This is a genomic window from Sinorhizobium kostiense, assembly GCF_017874595.1.
GTDB classification, from domain to species: domain Bacteria; phylum Pseudomonadota; class Alphaproteobacteria; order Rhizobiales; family Rhizobiaceae; genus Sinorhizobium; species Sinorhizobium kostiense.
In genome coordinates this window covers 51,738-72,839 of record NZ_JAGILA010000001.1, presented here as the reverse complement: position 1 = coordinate 72,839, position 21,102 = coordinate 51,738, and the positions used below count along the sequence as shown (strand labels likewise).

Sequence of the window (21,102 nt, the reverse complement as noted above, 5' to 3'; positions counted from 1 at the left end):
ACTGCCCGGCAATTACTTAAGCCCCGATGCAAGGCGATGAATATGCTGCGTGCCGATGCCGCAGCAGCCGCCGATGAGGGTCGCGCCGGCTTCGGCCCACTCGCAGGCAAAGCGGGAATAGCGCTCCGCCGTCAGGTCTTCCCGCGTGCCGTGCAGGGTCTCGTTGGCCGCGCCATCATCCTCGTCCTCCTCGAAAGCGTTTGCATAGACCCCGATCTCGATCGTCGCAGCGTTTTCGCGCAGGATGCGCTTGGCAACCTCGACCGCTTTCGCCATCGCCTCCGGTCGGCTGCAATTGAAGAGAAGTGCGGCGGCGCCGGAAGCAGCCGCCCAAGCTGCTGCCTCCGCCACCGGTTCACCGGATCGAAGCCTCGGTTGATCCCGTCCGAGTGCCTTTGCATCATCCGCCAGAGTGAAGGAAATCCAGAACGGCTTGCCGGTGCCTTCGACGGCCAAGCGAACGGCTTCCCCTTCCGCAATCAGACTTAGCGTTTCGCCCAGCCAGACGTCGACATGAGGCGCCAGGTTCTCGACGAGCACGGCGAGATAGCCCTGCACCCGACCGGGGTTGAAGCGCTCGGGCTCGTAGGAGCCGAAGATCGGCGGAAGCGAGCCGGCAACGAGGATCTCGCGCCCGGTTTCGGCATCCGCCGCGGCGCGCGCGAGCCTGCCGGCAAGATCGACCAGCGAGGCGCCGTCCGAGCGGAAGCGCTCCTCACCGATATGGAATGGCACCAGGGCATAGCTGTTGGTCGTCACGATGTCCGCACCGGCCTCGATGAACTCCTCGTGCACCCGGCGCACGATGTCGGGTGTTTCGATCAGCGCCAGAGCCGACCATTCGGGCTGCCGTAGTTCGGCGCCCAACCGGATCAGTTCCCGGCTCATGCCGCCGTCGAGGACGCGTATGCTCTTCATGTCCGCAACTTTCCCTTCTTCATTCTCTCGCGGTTCAGGGGCTGAGCGCCTGGTCGAAATCCTCGATCAGGTCCTCGATGGCCTCGAGGCCGACCGAAAGCCGGAAGACGCCGTCTCCGGCAAATGCGCGGTAGTCTTCGAGCTGCGCGCCTTCGAGGCCATAGGTCGACTTCATCATCTCGTCTGTGTCGAGGAGCACGACGATGCTGCGCTGGTGGCCGAGAGAAAAGGCGTAGTGAGCAACCTTGAGCTTCTCGGCGAGCCGAGCGGCAACCGCGTGCTGCGAAGCCGTCCGGAAAGTGATCATGCCCCCGAAGACCTGCATCTGGCGCTTGGCGAGCGCGTGCTGCGGATGGGTCTCGAGCCCCGGATACATGACGCCGCGGACCATTGGATGCGTCGAGAGGAATTCCGCCAGCCGCACGGCGGATTGCGATATGGTGCGGATTCGCGGGAAAAGCGTGTCGATGCCGCGCAGGATCAGCCAGGCGCTCTGTGCCGAGAGCGACGCGCCGAGATAGACTCCGGCGCGGGAGCGGATTTTCTCCACCAGCGCCTTGCTCCCGCAGACGATGCCGCCGAGCGCGTCGCCATGGCCGTTGATGAACTTGGTCAGGGAATGGATGACGATATCCGCGCCGAAGGCTGCCGGCCGGGTCGCTACCGGCGTTGCCAGAGTCGAATCGACTGAGACGAGCGCACCCCGGTCATGGGCGAGGCCCGCCACTGCGGCGATGTCCGTCAGCCGCAGGATCGGGTTGCAGGGGCTCTCGCAATGGACGAGCCGTGTGTTGGGCCGGAAGGCGGCTGCGACCTCGTCAAGGCGCGACATGTTGACGGCGGTCACCTCGATGCCGTAGTCGGGCAGGATACGGCGCGCCAACTCGTTGGCGCCAGCGTAGCAGACGTCGCTGACGATCAGGTGATCGCCCTTCCTGAGGAGCGTGAGGAAGGTGCCCGCAATCGCCGCGACCCCGGATGCCGTCGCGAGCGCGTCGTCCGTTCCCTCGAGCGCCGCCATACGCTGCTCCAGTTGACGTACTGTGGGGTTCGTCCACCGGGCGTAAAGATAGGGCAGCGCCGTCAGGTCGCAGACGCCGTCGGCCGAAAAGGCGCCGTCGCCGGGGGTAAGCGCGTTATTGACCGACATCGAAATGTTGGGTGCGATGGCTCTGGTGGTCGGGTCGATGACGAGGCCGCCATCGACCGCAAGCGTCTCGCAACGCCAGCGCAGATCCGCGAGAGGGCCGGCAACACAGCTCTCGGGATCGGCGATGGAGAGCGATGCTTTGGGGGACATGCGAGCCTCTTCCTTTGTGGTCTATTGGTGACCTTATGCGAGCCGGTGCGCGATAGGCGGCAAATACCGAGGGTTTGCGCTGGAAATCCGCGAAAACCGCCGCGATTTTCGTTGAAAACCCCGGCGCACTCGATGGAGCTCCGTGAGTTTCCGTCTCTACCGGCGAACGGGGACCTGGGATTCGACGACTTTGAACACACGGGTCAGCAGCAGCGTCAGCAAGACGTAGAAGACGGTGACGATGAGGAGCGGCTCATAGACCAGGAGTGTGTCCTGACGGATTTTGTAGGCGACGGCATAGAGATCCATGACCGTCACGGTGAAGGCGAGGGGGGTTGCTTTCAACTGCAGAACGATCTCGCCGGCAATGGTCGGCAGCGCGATGCGGACGGCGCGCGGCAGCCAGATCCGCCGCAACACCTGGGCAGGCGACATGCCGAACGCTCTCGCAGCTTCCAACTCGCCCTTCGGCACGGCGAGCAGCGCCCCGCGAAGCACCTCCGCCTCATAAGCCGCGTAGTTAAGCGTGAAGCTGACCGCCGCAAAGAAGAAACCTTCGCGCAGCACCGGCCAAAGAAAGCTCGATCGTAGCCCCGGGATGAGCGGCAGCAGCGAACCGACGCCATAGTAGAGCAGCCAGAGCTGGACAAGGAGCGGCGTCCCGCGCAGGCAGGTGCAGTAGCAACGCGACAGCCACTTGATGCCGCGCGGTCCCTTGATCTGCGCGAGCGCCAGCCCAATCGCGAGAACGAAGCCGAAAACGACCGAGATGACGAGCAGGAGGATCGTCTGGACGGCGCCGGCGGCCAAGAGGGGCCAATAGGTGGAAATCCAGGAGAAATTCATGCGCTGGCCTCACGCACTCTTCGGCTGCCCGCGCCGGAAGCGCAGTTCCAGTGCACGGAAGATGACGTTGGAAAGGAGAGTGATCGCAAGATAAAGAAGAGCGGCGGCGAAGAAGAACAGGAAATAGTGCTTTGTGTTGCCGGCCGCGAGACGCGTCGCGAGCGCCAGTTCCTGATAGCCGACGACGGCAATCAAGGCGCTGTCCTTTGTGACCGACATCCACAGATTGGCAAGGCCGGGAAGCGCGTTCGGTATCAGGGCCGGGAGCACGATACGGCGGAACCGCGTGATTGGCCGCATACCGAAAGCCTTGGCGGCCTCGATCTGTCCGATCGGGACGGCAAGAATAGCGCCGCGGAGCACTTCTGTCATGTAGGCGCCCTGGACGATGCCAAGCACGGAAACCGCTGCAACGAAGCCGTTGATTTCGATCGGCGGGAGGCCGAGGCCGAGGAGGATGCGATTGATGCCGTCCGTGCCCGCGTAATAGAGGCCGACGATCAGGATGAGTTCCGGGATGGCCCGCACGGCGGTCGTGTAGAGATCAAGCGCTGCGATCACCGGCCGGCTGCCGTTCAGCTTGCCGAGCGCGCCGACGAGCCCGACCAGGATACCGATCCCGTAGGCGCCGAGCGAGATCGCGACGGTGGAGAAAGCGCCGGCGAGAAGGACGCCGCCCCAACCCGGCGGGTAGGGGGAGAGCAGTTCCAGAAGGGAGAGCGCAGACGACATCGGAGCGATCGGATCGGGTTGGCAGGGTCGTTTGATGGCGCGGCCGCGCCTCTCGGGCCCGGCCGCTCTAATACCGTCCGGCGATTACTTGCCGTAAGGATCGAAGTCGAAATATTTCTTCGAGATCTCCTCATACTTGCCGGTTGCGCGAACGGCGGCGATCGCCGCGTTGAGCTTGTCGCGCAGGGAGGCGTCCTGCTTGCGCACGCCGCCTCCGATGCCAACGCCCAGGATCGCCGGATCGTCGGCGACGTCGCCCATGTCGGCACAGCAATCCTTGCCGAAATCGGACTTGAGAAACTCGGCAAGCGGGATTGCATCGCCGAAGACATAGTCGATGCGGCCGGCCGCAAGGTCCTGGAAAGCTTCGTCGAGGGTCGAATAGGTCTTTTCGGAGGCCTTGTCGGCGAAATACTTCTTGAAATATTCGGACTGGATCGTCGACACCTGAATGCCGATCGTCTTATCGGCGACATCGTCCGCCGTCGCGCCGGCTGCGGCATCCCTGGCGCCGATCAGCTTGCTCGGGGTGTTGTAGTATTTGTCGGTGAAATCGATCGTCTTCTTGCGCTCGTTGGTGATCGACATAGAAGACCAGATGACATCGAACTTCTTCGTCTCAAGGCCGGGAATGAGGCCGTCCCAGGACATGTCGACGATCGAGCATTCCTCGTTCATCTCGGCGCAGACGGCATCCATCAGCTCGATCTCCCAGCCGACCCATTTGGCTGAGGCGTCCTTGGTGAAGAAGGGCGGATAGGGCTCGTTCATGATGCCGAAGCGGACTTCCGCGCTGGCGCTGGCGGCGGAGGCGGCGAGCGCTGCGCCCGCGAACAGGATGGAAAGCAATTTCATTCGGGTTCCTCTTTCAGTCGTGCGGTTGGAGATGACGGGTCAGTTCGATAGGACGCGGGTGAATTCGCGGCAACGGGCGCTGAGCGGCGCCCCGAAGACTTGCGCTGGCGGCCCCGCTTCCTCCACGCGGCCCTGGTGCAGGAACACGACATGGCTGGAAACGTCACGAGCGAATTTCATTTCGTGCGTGACGAGCAGCATCGTCCGCCCCTCTTCGGCGAGCTCGCGAATGACCTTCAGCACCTCGCCAACCAGCTCAGGGTCGAGCGCCGAAGTAGGCTCGTCGAAGAGCATCACCTCCGGATCGACACACAGGGCGCGGGCGATCGCGGCGCGCTGCTGCTGCCCGCCGGAGAGGAAGGCCGGGTAGGCATGCCGCTTGTCGTAGAGGCCGACTTTGGCGAGGAGCGCCTCCGCTCGCTCGACTGCTTTCCTGCGGTCTGTCTTAAGGACGTGGACCGGGGCCTCGATCACATTTTCCAGGACCGTCATATGGGCCCAGAGGTTGAAGCTCTGGAACACCATGCCGAGGCCGGTGCGCAGGCGTTCGATCTGACGCCAATTCGCCGGATGTGCGTGCCCGTTGGCCCCGACCTTCATCGCTACCTCTTCGCCGTTGATGACGAACCGGCCGCGGTCCGGTATCTCGAGAAAATTGATGCACCTCAAGAAGGTGCTCTTGCCGGCTCCGGACGAACCGATGATCGAGATGACGTCACCCTTGTGCGCCTTCAGCGAAACACCCCTGAGGACATCATGAATGCCGTAGCTCTTGTGAACGGCCTCCACGAGCAGCGCGGGAACTACCTTCTGCGTCATCCCTGTCGTTCCCCAAGGGTTCGTGAGCTTTTTTCTTTGAGCATAGCGGTGGTGGCGCGCAGGAAAGCCGCGCAATTGTGGTTGTCGTTGCCGAATTCGTGCATACTTGGGATAAATTTTGCGGACAAGCCGCGCGTGCTATGGGGGACTCCCGCTTGGGAGCAGGTTCGCACTCATGAAATCGACGGGACGGGTAGAGGCGGGAGCATATGCCGGAAACTTTGGATCAGTTCGACCGAAACATTCTCGATATCGTCCAGCGGGACTGTCAGCTCAAGGCTGAGGCGATCGCCGACAAGGTGGGCCTGTCGGCTTCCGCGGTCCAGCGGCGGCTGAAGCGAATGCGCGAGGAGAAGGTCATAACGGCGGAGATCGCGCTCGTCGACCGCAAAGTTGCCGGTAATCCCATGACATTCATCGCCGGAATGGAGATCGAGCGCGAGAACTATGATGCGCTGGCGAAATTCCGCCTTTGGGCGGAAAAACAGGACCACATCCAGCAGGTGTATTACGTCACCGGTTCCGTCGACCTTATCGCGATCATCACGGCTCAGGATGTCGGCCAGTACGACGAGATCACCGCTACCATTATGACGCGTAATCCGCAAATCAAGCGAATCCACACCAATGTGGTCCTGAAGGACATCAAACTTGGAATGTTTGTACCGGTGGAAGCCTAGCGCTACTCGCGCAAAAGTGTAAAACGGTCTGCAACAAAGACATGGATATAAACAAGGGACCGAAAGCGCGCCGCACGAATATGTTCAAATGCGAGGCGCGGCGCCTCAAATCGGGTCGTGTCCGGCGGAACTCGTTAACCGCGCTTGACGACACGCGTTGGCAAGGGCCTGTTCCTAACCGAAATGTAACGCGTGCATTCAATGTGAAGGAACGAAACATTTCAGGGTACGCCGGCCGATGATAACTGTCGTCAATTGTGTCGTTGGCAAACACAACCTTGCCCTGGTGTTCGTTGCGGTGCTGATCTGTCTCTTCGGCTCGGCAGTTGCGCTGCGGCTGTTGCGCCGCGCCCTTCCGGCTGCCGGCGGCCAGCGCTTGGGCTGGCAATTCCTGGCGGCGGTTGCCGGCGGCGGAGGGGTATGGGCAACCCACTTCGTCGCCATGCTGGCCTACGAACCCCCTGCGCCAGCTTCGATCGATCCGGCCCTGACGATCCTGTCACTGGTTATCGCCATGGCCGGTCTCTTCACGAGTTTTCTCGTCAGTGGAATTCGAACGAGTGAGGGATTCCCCGCGCTTGGGGGCGCCATGGCCGGCCTTTCGTTTTCGGCGATGCACTATACGGGCATGATGGCATACCGCGTTATTGGTCTGGTCGAATGGCAAATCGACTATGCCGTTGCCTCGATTCTGCTACCGGCCGGATGCTCGGCAGTGTCTGTCGCATTGATTGCGCAACGCAATCTTGGAAAGCGGCGTTTCTGGACGGCGGTCACGCTGTTGGGTTCGGGCATCCTAAGCCTTCATTTTACCGCGATGACCGCATTCAGCGTAACGCCGATGACGCAGAGCTTTCCCCAGATCGATGCTCGCGCTGTGGTAGCTCTCGGGCTCGCCATCGCCGTGGTGGCGCTGATCATCCTCGGCATGGGCCTCGCAAGCTATCTCATCGACACGAACGTGCGGGCCGATTCGGAGCAGCAGTTGCGCCACATGGCTTTCCATGACCCGCTGACGGGCCTTCCCAACCGCGCCAGCCTCGGCGAATTTCTGGCCAACAGCCTTCACGAAGCGCGGCAACGGAATGAAAAGTCCGCAGTCATCTACATGGATCTCAACCGTTTCAAGGAGATCAACGACACACTCGGGCACAGCGCCGGCGACGAAGCATTACGCATACTTGCGCGCCGCATGACGCAGTCGCTGGAAGAGGGCGAATTCATCGCCCGCCTCGGAGGCGACGAGTTCGCAGCCGTCAAGCGGTTTGCGGACCGGAGCGAAGTCGCTGCGTTCGCTGAACGTTTGGCAGGCGTCTTTAACCGACCCATGCGCATCGCCGGTATGGAGGCGCAGGTAAAGGCGAGTATCGGTACGGCGAGTTGGCCGGACGACGCCAGGGATGTTGATGAACTGCTGAACAACGCAGACTTGGCCATGTATCACTCCAAGCATGCCTGTAGCGACACCATCTGCTTCTACGATGCCGGGATCGGCGCCTCCGAGCGCAAGCGCCGGAAGCTCGCAGAAGCGCTACGGCAGGCGCTCGAACTTGAGCAACTGGATCTTCATTATCAGGTACAGAAATCGCTAACGAGTGGCGCAATTCAAGGCTACGAGGCTTTGCTGCGCTGGAACCACCCACAGCTCGGGACGATCCCGCCGTCGGAATTCATTCCAGTCGCGGAGGAAAATGGACTCATCTTACCGCTCGGTGCCTGGGTCCTGCGTCGGGCTTGCCAGGACGCCGCCGCCTGGGAGCCGCCTTATCGGGTTGCGGTCAATGTTTCTGCCATCCAGCTCATGGACGCGAACCTGCCGCGGCTCTTCCACCAGATCCTGATGGAAACAGGCCTGCCGCCGCACCGGCTTGAGCTCGAATTGACAGAGACCGCGCTTATCAGGGACAAGGCCCGGTCACTCCATATCATGCGACAGATCAAGGCTTTGGGCCTCGGCGTATCGCTCGACGATTTTGGAAGTGGCTACTCTTCCCTGGAAACACTTCGCAGCTTTCCCTTCGACAAGATCAAGCTCGACCGGGGCTTCGTCGATGGTATCGAGCACGACCGCCAGTCCAAGGCGATCGTTCGTGCCGTACTCGCGCTTGGAAAGAGCCTGGAGATTCCCGTATTGGCGGAAGGGATCGAGACGGAAGGTCAAATGGCGGTCCTTCGGGCGGAAGGCTGCGATGAAGGCCAGGGCTATTTCCTCGGTCGGCCCGCTCCGCTCGCTGATCTCTCCAGAGACGGGGGTCCGATCCGAAAAGGCGACCGGGAGCGGCAACATGGGAAGGCCCAACCGGCGAAGGCTTGAAGTCAAGCCACACGATTCAATCGACCTACCTTTCATCAGGCCATCTTACCGACACTGCTCGCCCTTTGTTGATTCGCATCAATGAGGCGCTACCTTGAGGAGTCCACTATGACCAATTGCGTGGCTGCCGCGCCGGGAGTGAGTGAGGCGAAAGCATGGTTGCCGAAGATCAGTCAGAGTCGATCGCGTATCTGGAAGCGCTTCGTTTCGCGGCGAAGGATGCGGTCGAAAGGATCGAGACACACATCTCCTACATCTTTCTCGTCGGCGACCTTGCCTACAAGATGAAGCGCGCCGTGAAGCTGCCCTACGTGGACTTTTCAACGCCGAGACTGAGGTTGGAAGCCTGCGAGAAAGAGGTGGCGCTCAACCGGGTTACTGCGCCTGGCCTCTATATTGGCGTGCGGCGCATCATGCGCAGAAAGGATGGCAGCCTGGCCTTCGAAGAGGGGGAGGAACTTGTCGATGCCGTGGTCGAGATGGTTCGCTTCGACCAGGAAGCCCTTTTTGACCGTATGGCCGTACAGGGGCGCCTCACCGTCGAACTCATGACGCGGGCCGCCCGAATGATCGCGCGCTTCCACCGCGGGGCGCACGTCATCCACGAAGGATCTGGTTCCAAGAATATTGATGGGGTCCTGCGGATCAACGCGGCGGGCTTCGCTACCAGCCGTGTCTTCGAAACCGACGAGCTTGCGGAATTCAACCGGGCGTTCGAGGCGCGCCTCGCGGTTCACGGACGACTGCTCGATTCGCGCGAAGCCGCCGGCAAGGTACGCCGCTGCCATGGCGATCTGCACTTGCGCAACATTTGTCTCATCGAAGGCGAGCCGCGGCTGTTCGACTGCATTGAGTTCAACGATCAGATCGCCACTGTCGATACGCTCTATGATCTGGCATTCCTGCTCATGGACCTCTGGCATCGCGGCTTTCCGGAATTCGCGAATCTCGTTGCGAACCGGTATCTCGACGAAACGGACGACGAGGACGGCTACGTACTCTTGCCCTATTTCATGGCAATACGAGCGGCCGTAAGGGCGCATGTCACCGCCACGCAGGCGGAGGAGAGCGGCATGCCCTCCGGCAAGCTCGTCGCGGAAGCCCGCTCCTACTTCGATCTCGCCCGTTCGCTCATCGACACGAAGCCGGCGCGGTTGATCGTGATCGGCGGCTTCAGCGGCTCGGGCAAGACGACGGTGGCGGAGGCCTTGGGCGCCGAGTTGGGCTCGCCGCCCGGGGCGCGGATCGTCGAGAGCGACCGCATTCGCAAGGCGATGCACGGTGTTCCGGCCGAGGAGAGGCTTCCGCCCATCGCCTACCAGCCGGAAATCTCAGAGAAGGTCTATGGAGAGATTGCGCGTCGCACCTGGGAGATCCTGTGCGCCGGCGGCACGGTCGTGGCCGATGCCGTGTTCGACAGGGCGGTCGACCGGGCGCGTCTCGAGGCGGTTGCCAGCGAGGCCGGCGCATCGTGCACTGCAGTCTGGCTTGATGCGCAGCCGATGCTTCTGCGCCGGCGGGTCGGCGCGAGGATCGGCAGCCCGTCCGATGCTGATGTCGAGGTTCTTTCGCGACAGCTTGCCGCAGACGTGAAGGATGTCGAATGGCGGCGGGTCGACGCCGATCGGGATCCTGGCGAACTTGTTCGGGCAATCCTCGCCCTTCCCGGACAATGACTGGGGCGGCTGCTCAAGGCGAGGCGGAGGCCAGTTCCAAGGTTGCGACCCGCAGGCGTGCGTCGGCCGGATGCTCGTCGATGGAGAATCCAAACTCGCGGCACATGCGCAGCATCCTCGTGTTTTCATGCAGCATAATGCCTGCGATACGCTTCAACCCGTCCGCCTTGGCATAGTCCTTCATCTGCGCCAGCAGGATCCAGCCGAGGCCTTTCCCTTGCAGATCGGTCCTGACGAGCAGGCCATACTCGGCAGTTTCGTGATCGGGATCGCTATAGAGCCTTGCGATACCCGCCAGTTCACCGCTATCCCCGTCAAGCGCGACAAGGGCCATCTCGCGTTCGTAATCAATCTGGGTCAACCGCACCAGCATCTGATCGGGAAAATATTTGCGAGGCGCCAGAAAGCGCAAGCGGATGTCGTCGGGCGCCGTCTTCTCGAGGAAGGCAGGATAGAGGGACGCGTCGGCGGGCTTGATCGGCCGCAGATGGAAAGTCCGTTCTCCAAGCTTGACCTCTTTCTCCCAGCCAGCGGGATACGGGCGGATCGCCAGGTCGCGATTGGGGCCGAGCTGGGTTGCGAGCACCGGGTCGATCTCGATGCGCGCGTCGAGCGCCACCACACCCTCTTTGTCAGCCAACAGAGGATTGATATCCATCGAAACGATGCCGGGGAAATCGACAGTCAGTTGCGAGAGCGCACAGAGCACCCGCACGATCGCCGGCCGGTCCGTCGGCGGTTCGTCGCGAAAGCCGGCGAGCAGGCGTCCAATTCGCGTGCGGTCGATCAGGTCGCCGGCAAGCATCTCGTCCAGCGGCGGCAGCGCGACCGCCGTATCTGCCACCACCTCCACGGAGACGCCGCCCGAGCCGAACAGGATCACCGGGCCGAAGACCGGATCTCGGCTGGTGCCGAGGATCAGCTCGCGCGCCCGCCTGCGTTCGATCATCGGCTGCACCGCGAAGCCCTCGATCACCGCACTCGGGTCGTGGTGATTCAGCCGCGTCGCAATCGCTTCCGCTGCCTCTCGGGCGCCGGCGGCAGTTCCAATATCGAGGACGACGCCGCCGACGTCCGACTTGTGCGTCACCGATTTCGATACCAGCTTGACGGCCACCTTCGCCGCCCTGGCGAGGATCGCGGCGGCCGCACGTTCCGTCTCTTCAGGAGATGCGGCAACGATGGTCTCCGGCGTGGGAACCCCATAGGCCGCGATCACCGCCTTGGCTTCCGCCTCGTTCAGCATCCATCGTCCGTCCGCTGCCACGCGCAGCAGGATGGCGTGCGCAGCGTCCCGGTCGTAGGTCGCATCGCCATTGGTCCGGCTTGAGGGAACGCGCACCAGAGACTCCTGTGCCCGCGACCATTTCGCGAGATAGGAGGTGGCGATGGCGACATCGGCCGGCGTTTCGTAACTGGCGAGCCCCGCTTCCTGCAGTACGTGCCGGCCACCCCGAGCGGCTCGGCTACCGAGCCAGCAGGTGAGTACTGGCTTGCCCCCTATCGTTCCCGCTTCGGCGAGGGAAGCGACAGCGCGAGCCGCCTCGACGGGCGAGGCAAGGCCGGTCGGGCAGTTCATAATGATGAGAATGTCGGTTGCCGCGTCCTTGGAGACAATGTCGACTGCCGCCCTGTAGCGCTCCGGCGACGCGTCGCCGATGATATCGACCGGGTTCGCTCGCGACCAATTCGCAGGCAGCACATGGTCCAGAGCCCGAATGCTCTCGGGGGAGAACTCGGCGAGCTCGCAGCCGAGATCCACCAACCGGTCGACCACGAGTACGCCGGCTCCGCCACCGTTGGTGACGATCGCAGCGCGCGTTCGCTCCAGCGGAAAGAAGCGCCCGATCGTTTCGGTTGCATTGAACAATTCGCCAAGACCCTCGATCCGGAGAACGCCAGCACGACGCAGTGCGGCATCGACGACCTGGTCGGCGCCCGACAGAGCGCCGGTATGTGTGGCTGCGGCCTTCGCCGCTTCGGCATGGCGTCCGGATTTGATCACGACGACCGGCTTCACCCTGGCGGCCGCGCGTGCCGCCGAAAGGAATTTGCGGGGATTGGGAACGGCTTCGAGATACATGACGATCGCCCGGGTCTTAGGGTCGCCCGCCAGCAGATCGAGGCAATCGGCCGCGTCCACGTCGGCCATGTCTCCGAGAGAGATGATCTGTGAGAAACCGACATGGTTGTCAGCAGCCCAATCGATGAGCGATGTTGCGATCGCGCCGGACTGCGATAGCAATGCGATGTCGCCCAGTTGCGGCTGCAGATGTGCAAAGCTGGCGTTGAGCTTCGCCGCGGGCACGATCAGACCGACGGTGTTCGGGCCGATGATCCGCAAGAGAAAGGGTCTTGCGGCGTCCAGCATCGCTTGCCGGAGGCCGCTCTCGATCGAAAGGCCGGCGGTGATCACCACAGCGGCGCGTGTGCCCCGCTGGCCGAGCTCCCGGATCAGGCCAGGCACGGACTTGGGCGGCGTCACAATGATCGCGAGTTCGGGAATACCGGGGATGTCGGCCACGCGCGCATAGCAATGAAGGCCGGCAATTTCCTCGTATTTCGGGTTCACCGGCCAGACGTCGCCCTCAAACCCCATTGCCACCACGTTCTCGACGACGACGCGGCCAAGGGAGCCGGCGCGACTCGATGCGCCGATGATGGCGAGGGACCGGGGCGCAATCGCATGATGAAGGTTACGAATCGTCATGCCAAGATCTCCCGGTTTCGCGAGCATCCTAGCGTGGAACTCGGGCGGTGCCTTGATCGGGCTCAAGCGGCACCGCTGGGGTGGGGCGTCGCTCTTGGTATCAATAGATCGCGCTTAACGCGAAGCGGGTCCGCGCATGGTGCCCGCCTCAACGCTCCGTGATTGCCACGCCGTCCTCGATCCGATCGCTCGGGTAGAGGATCACCCTGTCGCCGGGCTGCAACCCATCGCGGATTTCCACCGACAGGCTGTTCCGGTGGCCGATTTCCACAGTGCGTAGCCGTGCCTCATGCCCTTGCGCGGCGAATACCGCCCAGTTGCTACCCTGTCGGAACAGAGCGCCAAGCGGCAGTCTGAGCACATTTCCCTCGAACAGGATGATCTGCACATCGACGCGATAGCCGTGACCGAGCGTCTGCCAGTCTTGCAGCGGGTCGGCAAAGTCGAGGATGACATCGACCCGCTGCTCCTCGATCCCAAGCGCGGATGTCTTGGTCCGGGCGAAGGGTTCGATGCGCCGCACGGACGCGTCCAGATCCGCGCCGCCCCAGCCGGTGACGAGGGCCTTCTGGCCCGGCTTGATCTTGACGGCATCCTCCGAGAGCAGATTGACGACGATTTCGAGATCGCTGGGGTCGCCGATTTCGAGGAGCGGGGTGCCGGCCTCGACCACGCCTTCGCTGCGGCGCATGACACGAAGCACCACGCCGTTTACCGGTGCCGTCACTGGAACGCATTCGCAGGTCTCGCTGCGGCTCCTGATTTCCTGCCGGGAAAGCAGGCGGGACTGCGCCTGCTGGAGTTCGTGCCGCCTGACGTTGAGCGCCGCCTCCGCCGTAGCGAGGTTGGCTACGGCAACCCTATGGGCGCGCTCGGCATCGTCCAGTGTCCGCCGGGAGATCGCGTTGCGCTCGATCAGTTGCCGGGCGCGGGCGCGTTCGCTCTCGGCGAAGGTCAGATCGGCCTTGGCCTTCTCCAGTTCGGCGGCAGCAAGGTTATGGGCTGCCCGCGCCGCTTCGACCGCGGCCTGATGCTCGGCTTCCGTCCGAGCGTCGAGAAAAGCCGGTGCGGCCGGTTCTATCTGTGCCAGTTGCGTCTCCCCGGACTCGACCGTATCGCCAGCATCGGCCGTGATCCGCTGCAATTGCCCGCGCAAAGGCGCATGGAGCGTATAGACATCGCGGACCCTCGTTTCGCCCTCCTCATCTATGGTCACCCGCAGCAGCCCGGTTTCGGCCGTTGCGAGGTCCACGGGGACGGGCTGCGGGCGCAACGCATAGGTGATGCCGGCCGCAAGCACGGCCAGAAGGCTGCCCCAGATCACCAATCTGCGCCTTGCGATGCTCACTGCCTACTCCCTTGTTTTCAAGACCGCGATCAGATCCAGGCGGTCGAGGCGCCGGCGGACGATCGCCGCGCAGGTCAGCGCCGCCGCAAGCGCGATCAAGGCGGCCTTGCCGTAGGTCGCGTGCCGTAGCACCAGCGGTACCCGATAGAGTTCCGTTTCGAAGGCGCTCGTCATGTACCAGGCGAGGCTGAAGCCGAGAACTGCGCCGATCGGGATGGAAATCCAGGTGAGGATGCCGACCTCGCCAAGCAGGATGTAGGAGATCTCCCAGCGGCTGAAGCCGAGCACGCGCAGCGTTGCAAGTTCTCGCGCCCGTTCGGAAAGCGCAATGCGGATCGAATTGTAGGTGACGCCGACGGAGAGTGTCATCGAAAAGGCGACAAAGAACCCGATGAAGATGAAGATAGTTTCGCCCATCGTCTTGTAGAACGTGTCGATGGCCGCCTGGCGAAAGAGGATCGAGGCGATATTGGGAATATCCTTGAGCTTTGTCAGCAGGGCCGTACGGCTTGGTGCGTCGACGCTGACATGCAGGCCGCTGACGACGCGACCGTCGCCGGCCATTCTGTTGAGCGCGTCCATGTCCATGTAGGCAGGCTTGCCGATATAGGTGTCGAAAATCTGCGCCACCGGCAGCTCCGCTTGCGGCTGGCGCCCTTCCAGCACCTCGACCGTGACGGTGTCGCCCGTGGCAACTTCAAGAAGTTCGGCGAGCTTGCGCGAGAGCACGAGGCCGTCGGGGGGCACCTCGATGCGTCCGCGCTCGTTGTCGAAGACCGGGCTCAGGATGGCGCCGTGCGGCACGCCGATGATGCCCTGCCGCTGGACGTGATGACCATGGCTGATATGCGCCGACACATAGCGATAAGGTTCCGCCGCCAGCACCCCGGGCAGGTTCTCGAAGCTTCCAACCGTGTCGAGAGGCTGCAGGTCGTTGAACGCGACCGTCGCGTCTTGATGCTGACCGCGTTCGAAAACGGTTTCGACGAGCGAATCGATTGCATCCACCCATTGCAGCGCCATGATCAGCACGGAGATCGACATGGCGAGGCCAAGGCTCGCGAGGAAGGCACGCATCGGCCAGCGGACGATGCGCCGCAGGATCATGCGCGAGGGCTCGTCGAGGGCGCCGGCAAGCGCGGTCCGTGACGCCCAGGTGCGCCGGTAAATCGGCGGGGAGGGCGGCAGCATGGCTTCTGCCGGTGGGAGGCGAACGGCACGGCGCACCGCCGCAAGGCTGCCGGCCAGTGCGGCCGCCAGGCTGACGGACCCGGCAATAACGAAACCGGCCGGGCCGGGGCGGTAGAGGAGGAATGGAAAGCGATAGAACTGGGTATAGAGTTCCGTGTTCCAGTGGCCGAGCCAAGCGCCGAGGACAGAGCCGATGAGGACACCGATCGTGCCTATTGCGAGTACCATCTTCGCGTAATGCCAGCCGATCGCCAGATTGCCATAGCCGAATGCCTTCATGAGGCCGATTTCGCGGCGCTCGGTTTCGATCAGTCGCGCCATCACCATATTTGTGAGGAAGGCCGCGACCGCAAGGAAGATGGTCGGCAGAATCCGCGACATGTTTTTCTGCTGCGCAATCTCGCTTTCCAGGAACCAGTTCGATGTCTGGTCGGCCCGGGCATAGGCGCCGACGCCACCGAAGGGGCCAAGCAGAGCGTCGATCCGCTGGATGACTTCCTTGGGATCCGCATCGGGCAGGAGGCTGAGCGTAACGCTGTTGAAAGAGGATTCGAGGTCGAAGGCTGCAGCCAGCGCATCCCGCCCCATCCACATGACGCCGAAGCGTTCGTCGTCCGGCATGAGGCCGCCCGGCGCGATGGCATAGACGAATTCGGGACTGAGTGCGGTTCCGACGACCAGCAGTCTGCGCTTGCTGCCCCTCAAGACGGCATCGAAGCTGTCGCCGGGCCTCAAGCGGTGCGCGTCGGCGAACGGCTCGCTGACGACCACCTCGTTGGGGCGGCTCGGCTCGACGAGGCGTCCCGATCGGATCACCAAGGCGTTCAAGAGCTGAGGGCCACGCTCGGGCAGCGATATCAGCTGGGCCACGACCGGCTCGGCGAAGCCGGGCATGTCGAGGATGGCGCCCTCCACGATCCGAGTTTCGGCAAGCCGTACCCCTGGAATCTCGGCGATATCGCGTCCGAGAGAGTCGGGCGCGCGCTTCGCCCGTGCAAAAATATCGGCAAAACGCGTACGCTCGTAATAGGCGCTCGTGGTCTCTTCGAGCGATTCGATAGTCGTCAGCGCCATGATGAGCAGCGCCGCGCCGGATGCTATCACCAGGGCGATAGCCAGCACCTGGGCCCTCAGCTGCCAGAGTCCGCGAAGAAGCTTTCGATCGAGACTGCTCATAGGCTCACCAGGCGAGTTCCGCCGGCGCGCGCTGAACGGCATTCCGCCGCGTTTCGACGATGCGCCCGTCGGCGAAGTAGAGCACGCGGTTGGCGATCTCGGCAATGACCGCATTGTGAGTAATGAGCGCTGTGGTCGTGCCGAGCTCGCGATTGATCCTGAGGATCGCATCGAGAACGAGAATCCCCGTCTTGCTGTCGAGCGCACCCGTCGGCTCGTCACAAAGAAGGAGGTCGGGACGCTTCGCAATCGCGCGGGCGATGGCGACCCGTTGCTGTTCGCCGCCGGAGAGTTGCGCTGGAAAATGATCCATCCTCTCGGCAAGCCCGACCATCGCCAGCGCCTCCGGCGGCGGCATGGGATCTCTGGCGATCTCGGTCACGAGCGAGACGTTTTCCCGCGCGGTCAGACTGGGAATGAGATTGTAGAATTGGAAGACGAAGCCGACGTGGTTGCGACGGTAAAGGTTGAGCGCGCGCTCACTGTCGAGCGCAAGCTCGCGACCTCGAAATATCACGGTGCCGCTGCTCGGCGTATCCAGACCGCCGAGGATATTGAGCAAGGTCGATTTGCCGCTTCCGGATGGACCCAGCAGGACCACCAGTTCGCCCTCGCGGAGCTCGACGTCGACACCGCGCAGCGCCCGGACCTCCACCGTTCCCATGCGGTAGATCTTGGTGAGGTCGCGCGCCTCCAAGGCTATGGCTGAGGTCTCGTTCTCCACCGCTCGCTCCTTGCTTCGAGGTGTCGCAACTTTCGCGTGGGTATTGCCGTGAACATCATGCCGAAGGATAGTGCGCGATCTCCGGTATGGGAATTTCCATGACGTTTTTTTCGGCGCTGCCCCGGTTTCGCGAGGTGTTGCCTCGGGATACCTCGGACGGGCGGCGGCATGATCAGGCTCGACGCGGGATTCCGTTATCGCGACGCCGTCTCTCCAACTGCTGGCCCGGCATTCAGCGCGCCATCAGGACGGGGAGCTCCGCATCGTCGAGCATCGATCTCGTGACACCGCCGAAGATGAACTCACGCAGGCGGGAATGACCGTAGGCGCCCATCACGAGCAGGTCCGCCGCCACGTCGCGAGCATGTCGCTGCAGCACCTGCGCTATCGGTAATTGCCCGCTTGGCAATGCGTCGATCGTCACCTTGATGCCGTGGCGGGCGAGATAGGCGGCAACGTCTGCCCCCGGCTCACTGCCGCTTGCCCGGAGAGCCGCTACCGGGTCGACCATTGTGACACGGACGGAATCGGCGCGTTTCATCAAAGCCAACGCCTCCCGTGCGGCATGCGCGCACTGCGCCCGGGAATCCCAGGCCAGTAGGACCGTTTTCGGCTTCAAGGTTGGCTTGGCGGCGGGCGGGACAAGCAATACCGGTCGGCCGGTCTGCAAAAGCCCACCACCAATTGCCTGGCGCTTCAGGCTGTCATCCTGGAAGAGGGTCGGGCCCACGAACAGGAGATCGCTGTAAATCGCGCGCTCGCCGATGTCATAGTCCGCCGCCGCCACTTCGGCATAGATGCTGTCGACATCGAAGGAAGTACCGCGCGCCAGGAGCATTTCGCGCGCGTGCACGACGCTCTGTCCAAGCGCCTGCAGACTTCGCTCCCTCTGTTCGACCCATGCCGGTGTGATTGCTGGATAGCGCCCGAGCTGTGGCGCCTGACCGACAACGATAGCGCTCAGGTGTGCCAAAACTTCGTCGCAAAGCTCCGCGGCGATCTGCAAGTCCCGCATCGGCTCCGAGGCACCGAAAACGGCGAGTATCGTTTTGAATGACATGGTCTCCTCCAATGAGTAAGGGCAGGCGCTGTGTGCGGGGATCGCGAGACGGGGCGAGACGCACTGCGGCGGGCCATTAGGATTTCCAAACGCCGAGGCCGGCTTGATGGCTCCTTTGCCGGTGAGCCCCTCGGCCAAAACAAGCAAAGCGATTAAGCTCCCGGCGTCGGAGGGCCTCATTGATCGGCATCAAGCGGGCGTAGATAAAGATCGTTTGCGCCGAACCTCCCTGTTCAGGCAATCGGAAAATCGATGCATGGGCAGCACCAAGCAAGACGCGAGGGTTCAAACGGTAACGTCAATCGCCGCGCGGAAATTTCGATCCGCATCCCCCGCCAGCTTCAAAACGGTGACGTCTACGATGTAGGTTTATTCAACCTGGATCATCGCGATCCAGGATCTCAATCGTCTTCGAGCAGCCGATAGATTTCCTGTTCCTGGGCAAAGTGCAGCCGGGTGATCGCCTCGAGCCCGTGGAGCAGACGCTGGATTTCATAACGCTGCTGGGGACTTGGTCCGTGCTGGCCGAGCGCTCTGCGCAACGAAGCCAGGTTATGGACCTGCCGCCGGATCTCCATGTGGGTCCGGCTCATCCCGGCTAGTGCATCCGGCGCGCTACCGTGTTTGCGCAGCTTCGGATAGAGCTCCTCGTCGTCCTGCCGCTCGTGTGGAAGCAGCCGCTGGCGCAGGAGATCCTCCAGCACCGCGAGTTCGGCCCGGACCTCCAACTCGGACAAATACTGGATGCGCTCGGTCGTGTGGCGGATCTCGTCGAGCACGTCCAATAGGGCGCGATGCTCCTCTTCCAGCTGTAGAAGCTCCGCATTTGACAGCCGCGCTGTTCTTCTCCAGCCGGGCAGTGGACCGCCAAGGGCGCGCAACGCGTTGAGGATCGCCACGACGTCGATTGCCTCCTGCAACAGCGCGCCCTCAACGGGCGCCAGATAGCCGAGGGCTGCGGCAATCATGCCAGCGCTCGACAGGCCCATGCCCACGAAGACACTCTGAAGCGCGATGCGATGTGAGCGGCGGGCGATGCGCATGGCCCCCACCAGCCGGTCGAGCCGGTCGACGAGAATGACGACGTCCGCCGCCTCTGAGGAGGCCGCCGCACCACGCGCGCCCATTGCCACCCCGAGATCGGCGGCGGCGAGCGCCGGCGCGTCATTGATCCCGTCGCCCACCATCATCACTGGCGCCGCTTTCTTCTCATCTTCGACGAGACGGGTCTTTTCCTCCGGCTTCAACTCGGCGGCGACGGCGTCGATGCTGAGGAAGGACGCGAGGCTCTCGGCGACGTCAGCGCGATCCCCGGTTGCAAGGACGATGCGGCGTGCTGCGGCCTCGCGCAATTGCCTGAGGACGGACCCGATCTCCGGCCTGACCTCGTCCGCCAACAGGAATGCGCCGGCCATCAGCTTGTCCTTGGCAACGAGCACCGCGAGGGATCCGTCTCGTGTAATCCATTCACTGACCTCTCGCGAGAAGGGCGTCTCCTCGATTCTCGTGCAGATGAACTCCCAGCCGCCGACCGCGACCTTTTGGCCATCGACAGAGCCGAACACGCCAGCGCCAGCCATTTCGCTCGCGCCTGAGGGCTGCGACAACTTCAGACCCCGCTCGCGCGCCGCCGCAACCAGCGCGCGGGCGATGACATGATGCGATCCCTGGTCCAGCGATGCGGCGAGCCGCAGCACCTCCAAGGGGTCGAGATCGCTGCGGCACTTGATTTCGATCAGCCGGGCGCGGCCGTCGGTGATCGTTCCCGTCTTGTCGAGAACCACCGTGGTTACGTGAGCCATGCGTTCCAGCGCTCCGCCGCCCTTGACGAGCACGCCTTTGCTGGCGCAGCGAGAAACGCCTGAGATGATCGCTACCGGAACGGCGAGGATCAGCGGGCATGGTGTCGCGACGACGAGAACTGCGAGCGCGCGGACCGCATCTCCCGACGATGCCCAGGCAGCGCCGGCAAGGAGGAGCGTGGCGGCGAGAAACAACAGCGCATAGCGGTCTGCGAGGCGGACCATCGGCGCTTTTGCAGCCTTCGCCTTCTCCACCAGCCTCGCGATCGCGGCATAGGTGCTGTCGGCGGCCGTCGCCGAGGCAACCATGTCAAACCCGTCGCCGGCATTCGTCGTGCCGCTTAGCACCGGCTCGCCCGAACGCCGGCGGACCGGCAAGGCTTCCCCGGTCAAGGTGGACTCATCCACAAGGGCGGCGCCGTCCTTCACGATCCCGTCGACCGGCACCACTTCGCCCGCTCGCACGAGGATACGGTTGCCAGGTGTCAACACTCCGACGGGAACCTCCTCCATTAGCCCGTCCACATAGCGGACGGCCGCACGCGGCGCGCGATCGATGAGCGCCGTCAATTCGCGCTGCGCCCGCCTCTGAGCAAAATCCTCCAGCGCTTGCCCGCCGGTGAACATCAGAGCGACGATGCTGCCGGTCAGGTATTCGCCGAGGAGGAGCGCGCCGCCCATTGCAAGCGCCGCGATCAAGTCGAGCCCAAATTCCCTTTTGCCGAGACTGATCGCGATCTCAGTGAGGAGGCTCGCCAGGATCACGGCCGTACCCGCGGCCCAAATCGGCGCGCTGAAGTCCGGCCTGCCGGCGAACCAAGCGATAGCTCCTGCCAGCAAGACCGAAGTGATGAGCGCGAGGAGAAGGCGCTTGCCAAAATCCTCCGCTCGCGAAACCAAACTCGTCAGTCGATTCGGGCGCAAGTTTGCCTCCCCTGAAAGCAAGGTGCG

Annotated in this window: 15 protein-coding genes; 3 read left to right on the top strand and 12 right to left on the bottom strand. The window is 63.1% G+C overall.

Translation table 11 applies throughout. From position 1 onward, the window contains the following. Window positions 1–12 precede the first annotated feature (12 nt). The 6 genes from J2Z31_RS00290 to J2Z31_RS00265 all read right to left on the bottom strand — a co-directional run bounded on the left by J2Z31_RS00290 (window position 13) and on the right by J2Z31_RS00265 (window position 5,470). A complete protein-coding gene (locus tag J2Z31_RS00290; protein ID WP_209599888.1) occupies window positions 13–918 on the bottom strand; it encodes a homocysteine S-methyltransferase family protein in 906 nt (301 codons plus the stop codon). Window positions 919–952: 34 nt separating this feature from the next. Beyond that, the gene (locus J2Z31_RS00285) at window positions 953–2,218 is read right to left on the bottom strand and encodes a trans-sulfuration enzyme family protein (RefSeq protein ID WP_209599887.1); all 1,266 of its coding nucleotides are present in this window, start codon (window positions 2,216–2,218) and stop codon (window positions 953–955) included. A 156-nt stretch (window positions 2,219–2,374) separates the two neighbouring features. Beyond that, window positions 2,375–3,064 carry an ABC transporter permease gene (locus J2Z31_RS00280; RefSeq protein WP_209599886.1) on the bottom strand — a complete coding sequence of 230 codons (690 nt, stop codon included), beginning with the start codon at window positions 3,062–3,064 and terminating at the stop codon, window positions 2,375–2,377. 9 nt (window positions 3,065–3,073) lie between these two features. After that, window positions 3,074–3,796, bottom strand: coding sequence for an ABC transporter permease (locus J2Z31_RS00275; RefSeq protein ID WP_209599885.1), 723 nt, complete (start codon window positions 3,794–3,796; stop codon window positions 3,074–3,076). Between the two features lie 84 nt (window positions 3,797–3,880). Continuing rightward, entirely contained in the window at window positions 3,881–4,651 is a 771-nt protein-coding gene (locus J2Z31_RS00270) for a transporter substrate-binding domain-containing protein (protein ID WP_209599884.1), read from the bottom strand. A 39-nt stretch (window positions 4,652–4,690) separates the two neighbouring features. After that, window positions 4,691–5,470, bottom strand: a complete 780-nt coding sequence (locus tag J2Z31_RS00265; protein WP_209599883.1) for an ABC transporter ATP-binding protein — start codon at window positions 5,468–5,470, stop codon at window positions 4,691–4,693. 209 nt (window positions 5,471–5,679) lie between these two features. On the opposite strand from J2Z31_RS00265, the gene J2Z31_RS00260 reads away from it, so the two are divergent. From J2Z31_RS00260 to J2Z31_RS00250, 3 genes are all read left to right on the top strand, one after another. Then, entirely contained in the window at window positions 5,680–6,150 is a 471-nt protein-coding gene (locus J2Z31_RS00260) for an Lrp/AsnC family transcriptional regulator (RefSeq protein WP_209599882.1), read from the top strand. A 238-nt stretch (window positions 6,151–6,388) separates the two neighbouring features. Continuing rightward, a complete protein-coding gene (locus J2Z31_RS00255) occupies window positions 6,389–8,464 on the top strand; it encodes a putative bifunctional diguanylate cyclase/phosphodiesterase (RefSeq protein WP_209599881.1) in 2,076 nt (691 codons plus the stop codon). Between the two features lie 155 nt (window positions 8,465–8,619). Further along, window positions 8,620–10,140 carry a bifunctional aminoglycoside phosphotransferase/ATP-binding protein gene (locus J2Z31_RS00250; protein WP_209599880.1) on the top strand — a complete coding sequence of 507 codons (1,521 nt, stop codon included), beginning with the start codon at window positions 8,620–8,622 and terminating at the stop codon, window positions 10,138–10,140. A 13-nt stretch (window positions 10,141–10,153) separates the two neighbouring features. Here J2Z31_RS00250 and J2Z31_RS00245 read toward each other — a convergent pair whose 3' ends face one another. The 6 genes from J2Z31_RS00245 to J2Z31_RS00220 all read right to left on the bottom strand — a co-directional run bounded on the left by J2Z31_RS00245 (window position 10,154) and on the right by J2Z31_RS00220 (window position 20,991). Next, window positions 10,154–12,850 (bottom strand): bifunctional acetate--CoA ligase family protein/GNAT family N-acetyltransferase, encoded by a 2,697-nt coding sequence (locus tag J2Z31_RS00245; RefSeq protein ID WP_209599879.1) that lies wholly within the window; start codon window positions 12,848–12,850, stop codon window positions 10,154–10,156. A 148-nt stretch (window positions 12,851–12,998) separates the two neighbouring features. Further along, window positions 12,999–14,198: an efflux RND transporter periplasmic adaptor subunit gene (locus tag J2Z31_RS00240; RefSeq protein WP_209599878.1), complete on the bottom strand. Its 1,200-nt coding sequence runs from the start codon at window positions 14,196–14,198 to the stop codon at window positions 12,999–13,001. Window positions 14,199–14,201: 3 nt separating this feature from the next. Beyond that, window positions 14,202–16,565 (bottom strand): ABC transporter permease, encoded by a 2,364-nt coding sequence (locus tag J2Z31_RS00235; RefSeq protein WP_209599877.1) that lies wholly within the window; start codon window positions 16,563–16,565, stop codon window positions 14,202–14,204. A 4-nt stretch (window positions 16,566–16,569) separates the two neighbouring features. Then, window positions 16,570–17,289, bottom strand: coding sequence for an ABC transporter ATP-binding protein (locus J2Z31_RS00230; protein ID WP_209599876.1), 720 nt, complete (start codon window positions 17,287–17,289; stop codon window positions 16,570–16,572). A gap of 232 nt (window positions 17,290–17,521) precedes the next feature. Then, window positions 17,522–18,349, bottom strand: coding sequence for a universal stress protein (locus J2Z31_RS00225; RefSeq protein WP_209599875.1), 828 nt, complete (start codon window positions 18,347–18,349; stop codon window positions 17,522–17,524). A gap of 401 nt (window positions 18,350–18,750) precedes the next feature. After that, window positions 18,751–20,991 (bottom strand): heavy metal translocating P-type ATPase, encoded by a 2,241-nt coding sequence (locus tag J2Z31_RS00220; protein WP_209601016.1) that lies wholly within the window; start codon window positions 20,989–20,991, stop codon window positions 18,751–18,753. Between the last annotated feature and the right edge of the window lie 111 nt (window positions 20,992–21,102).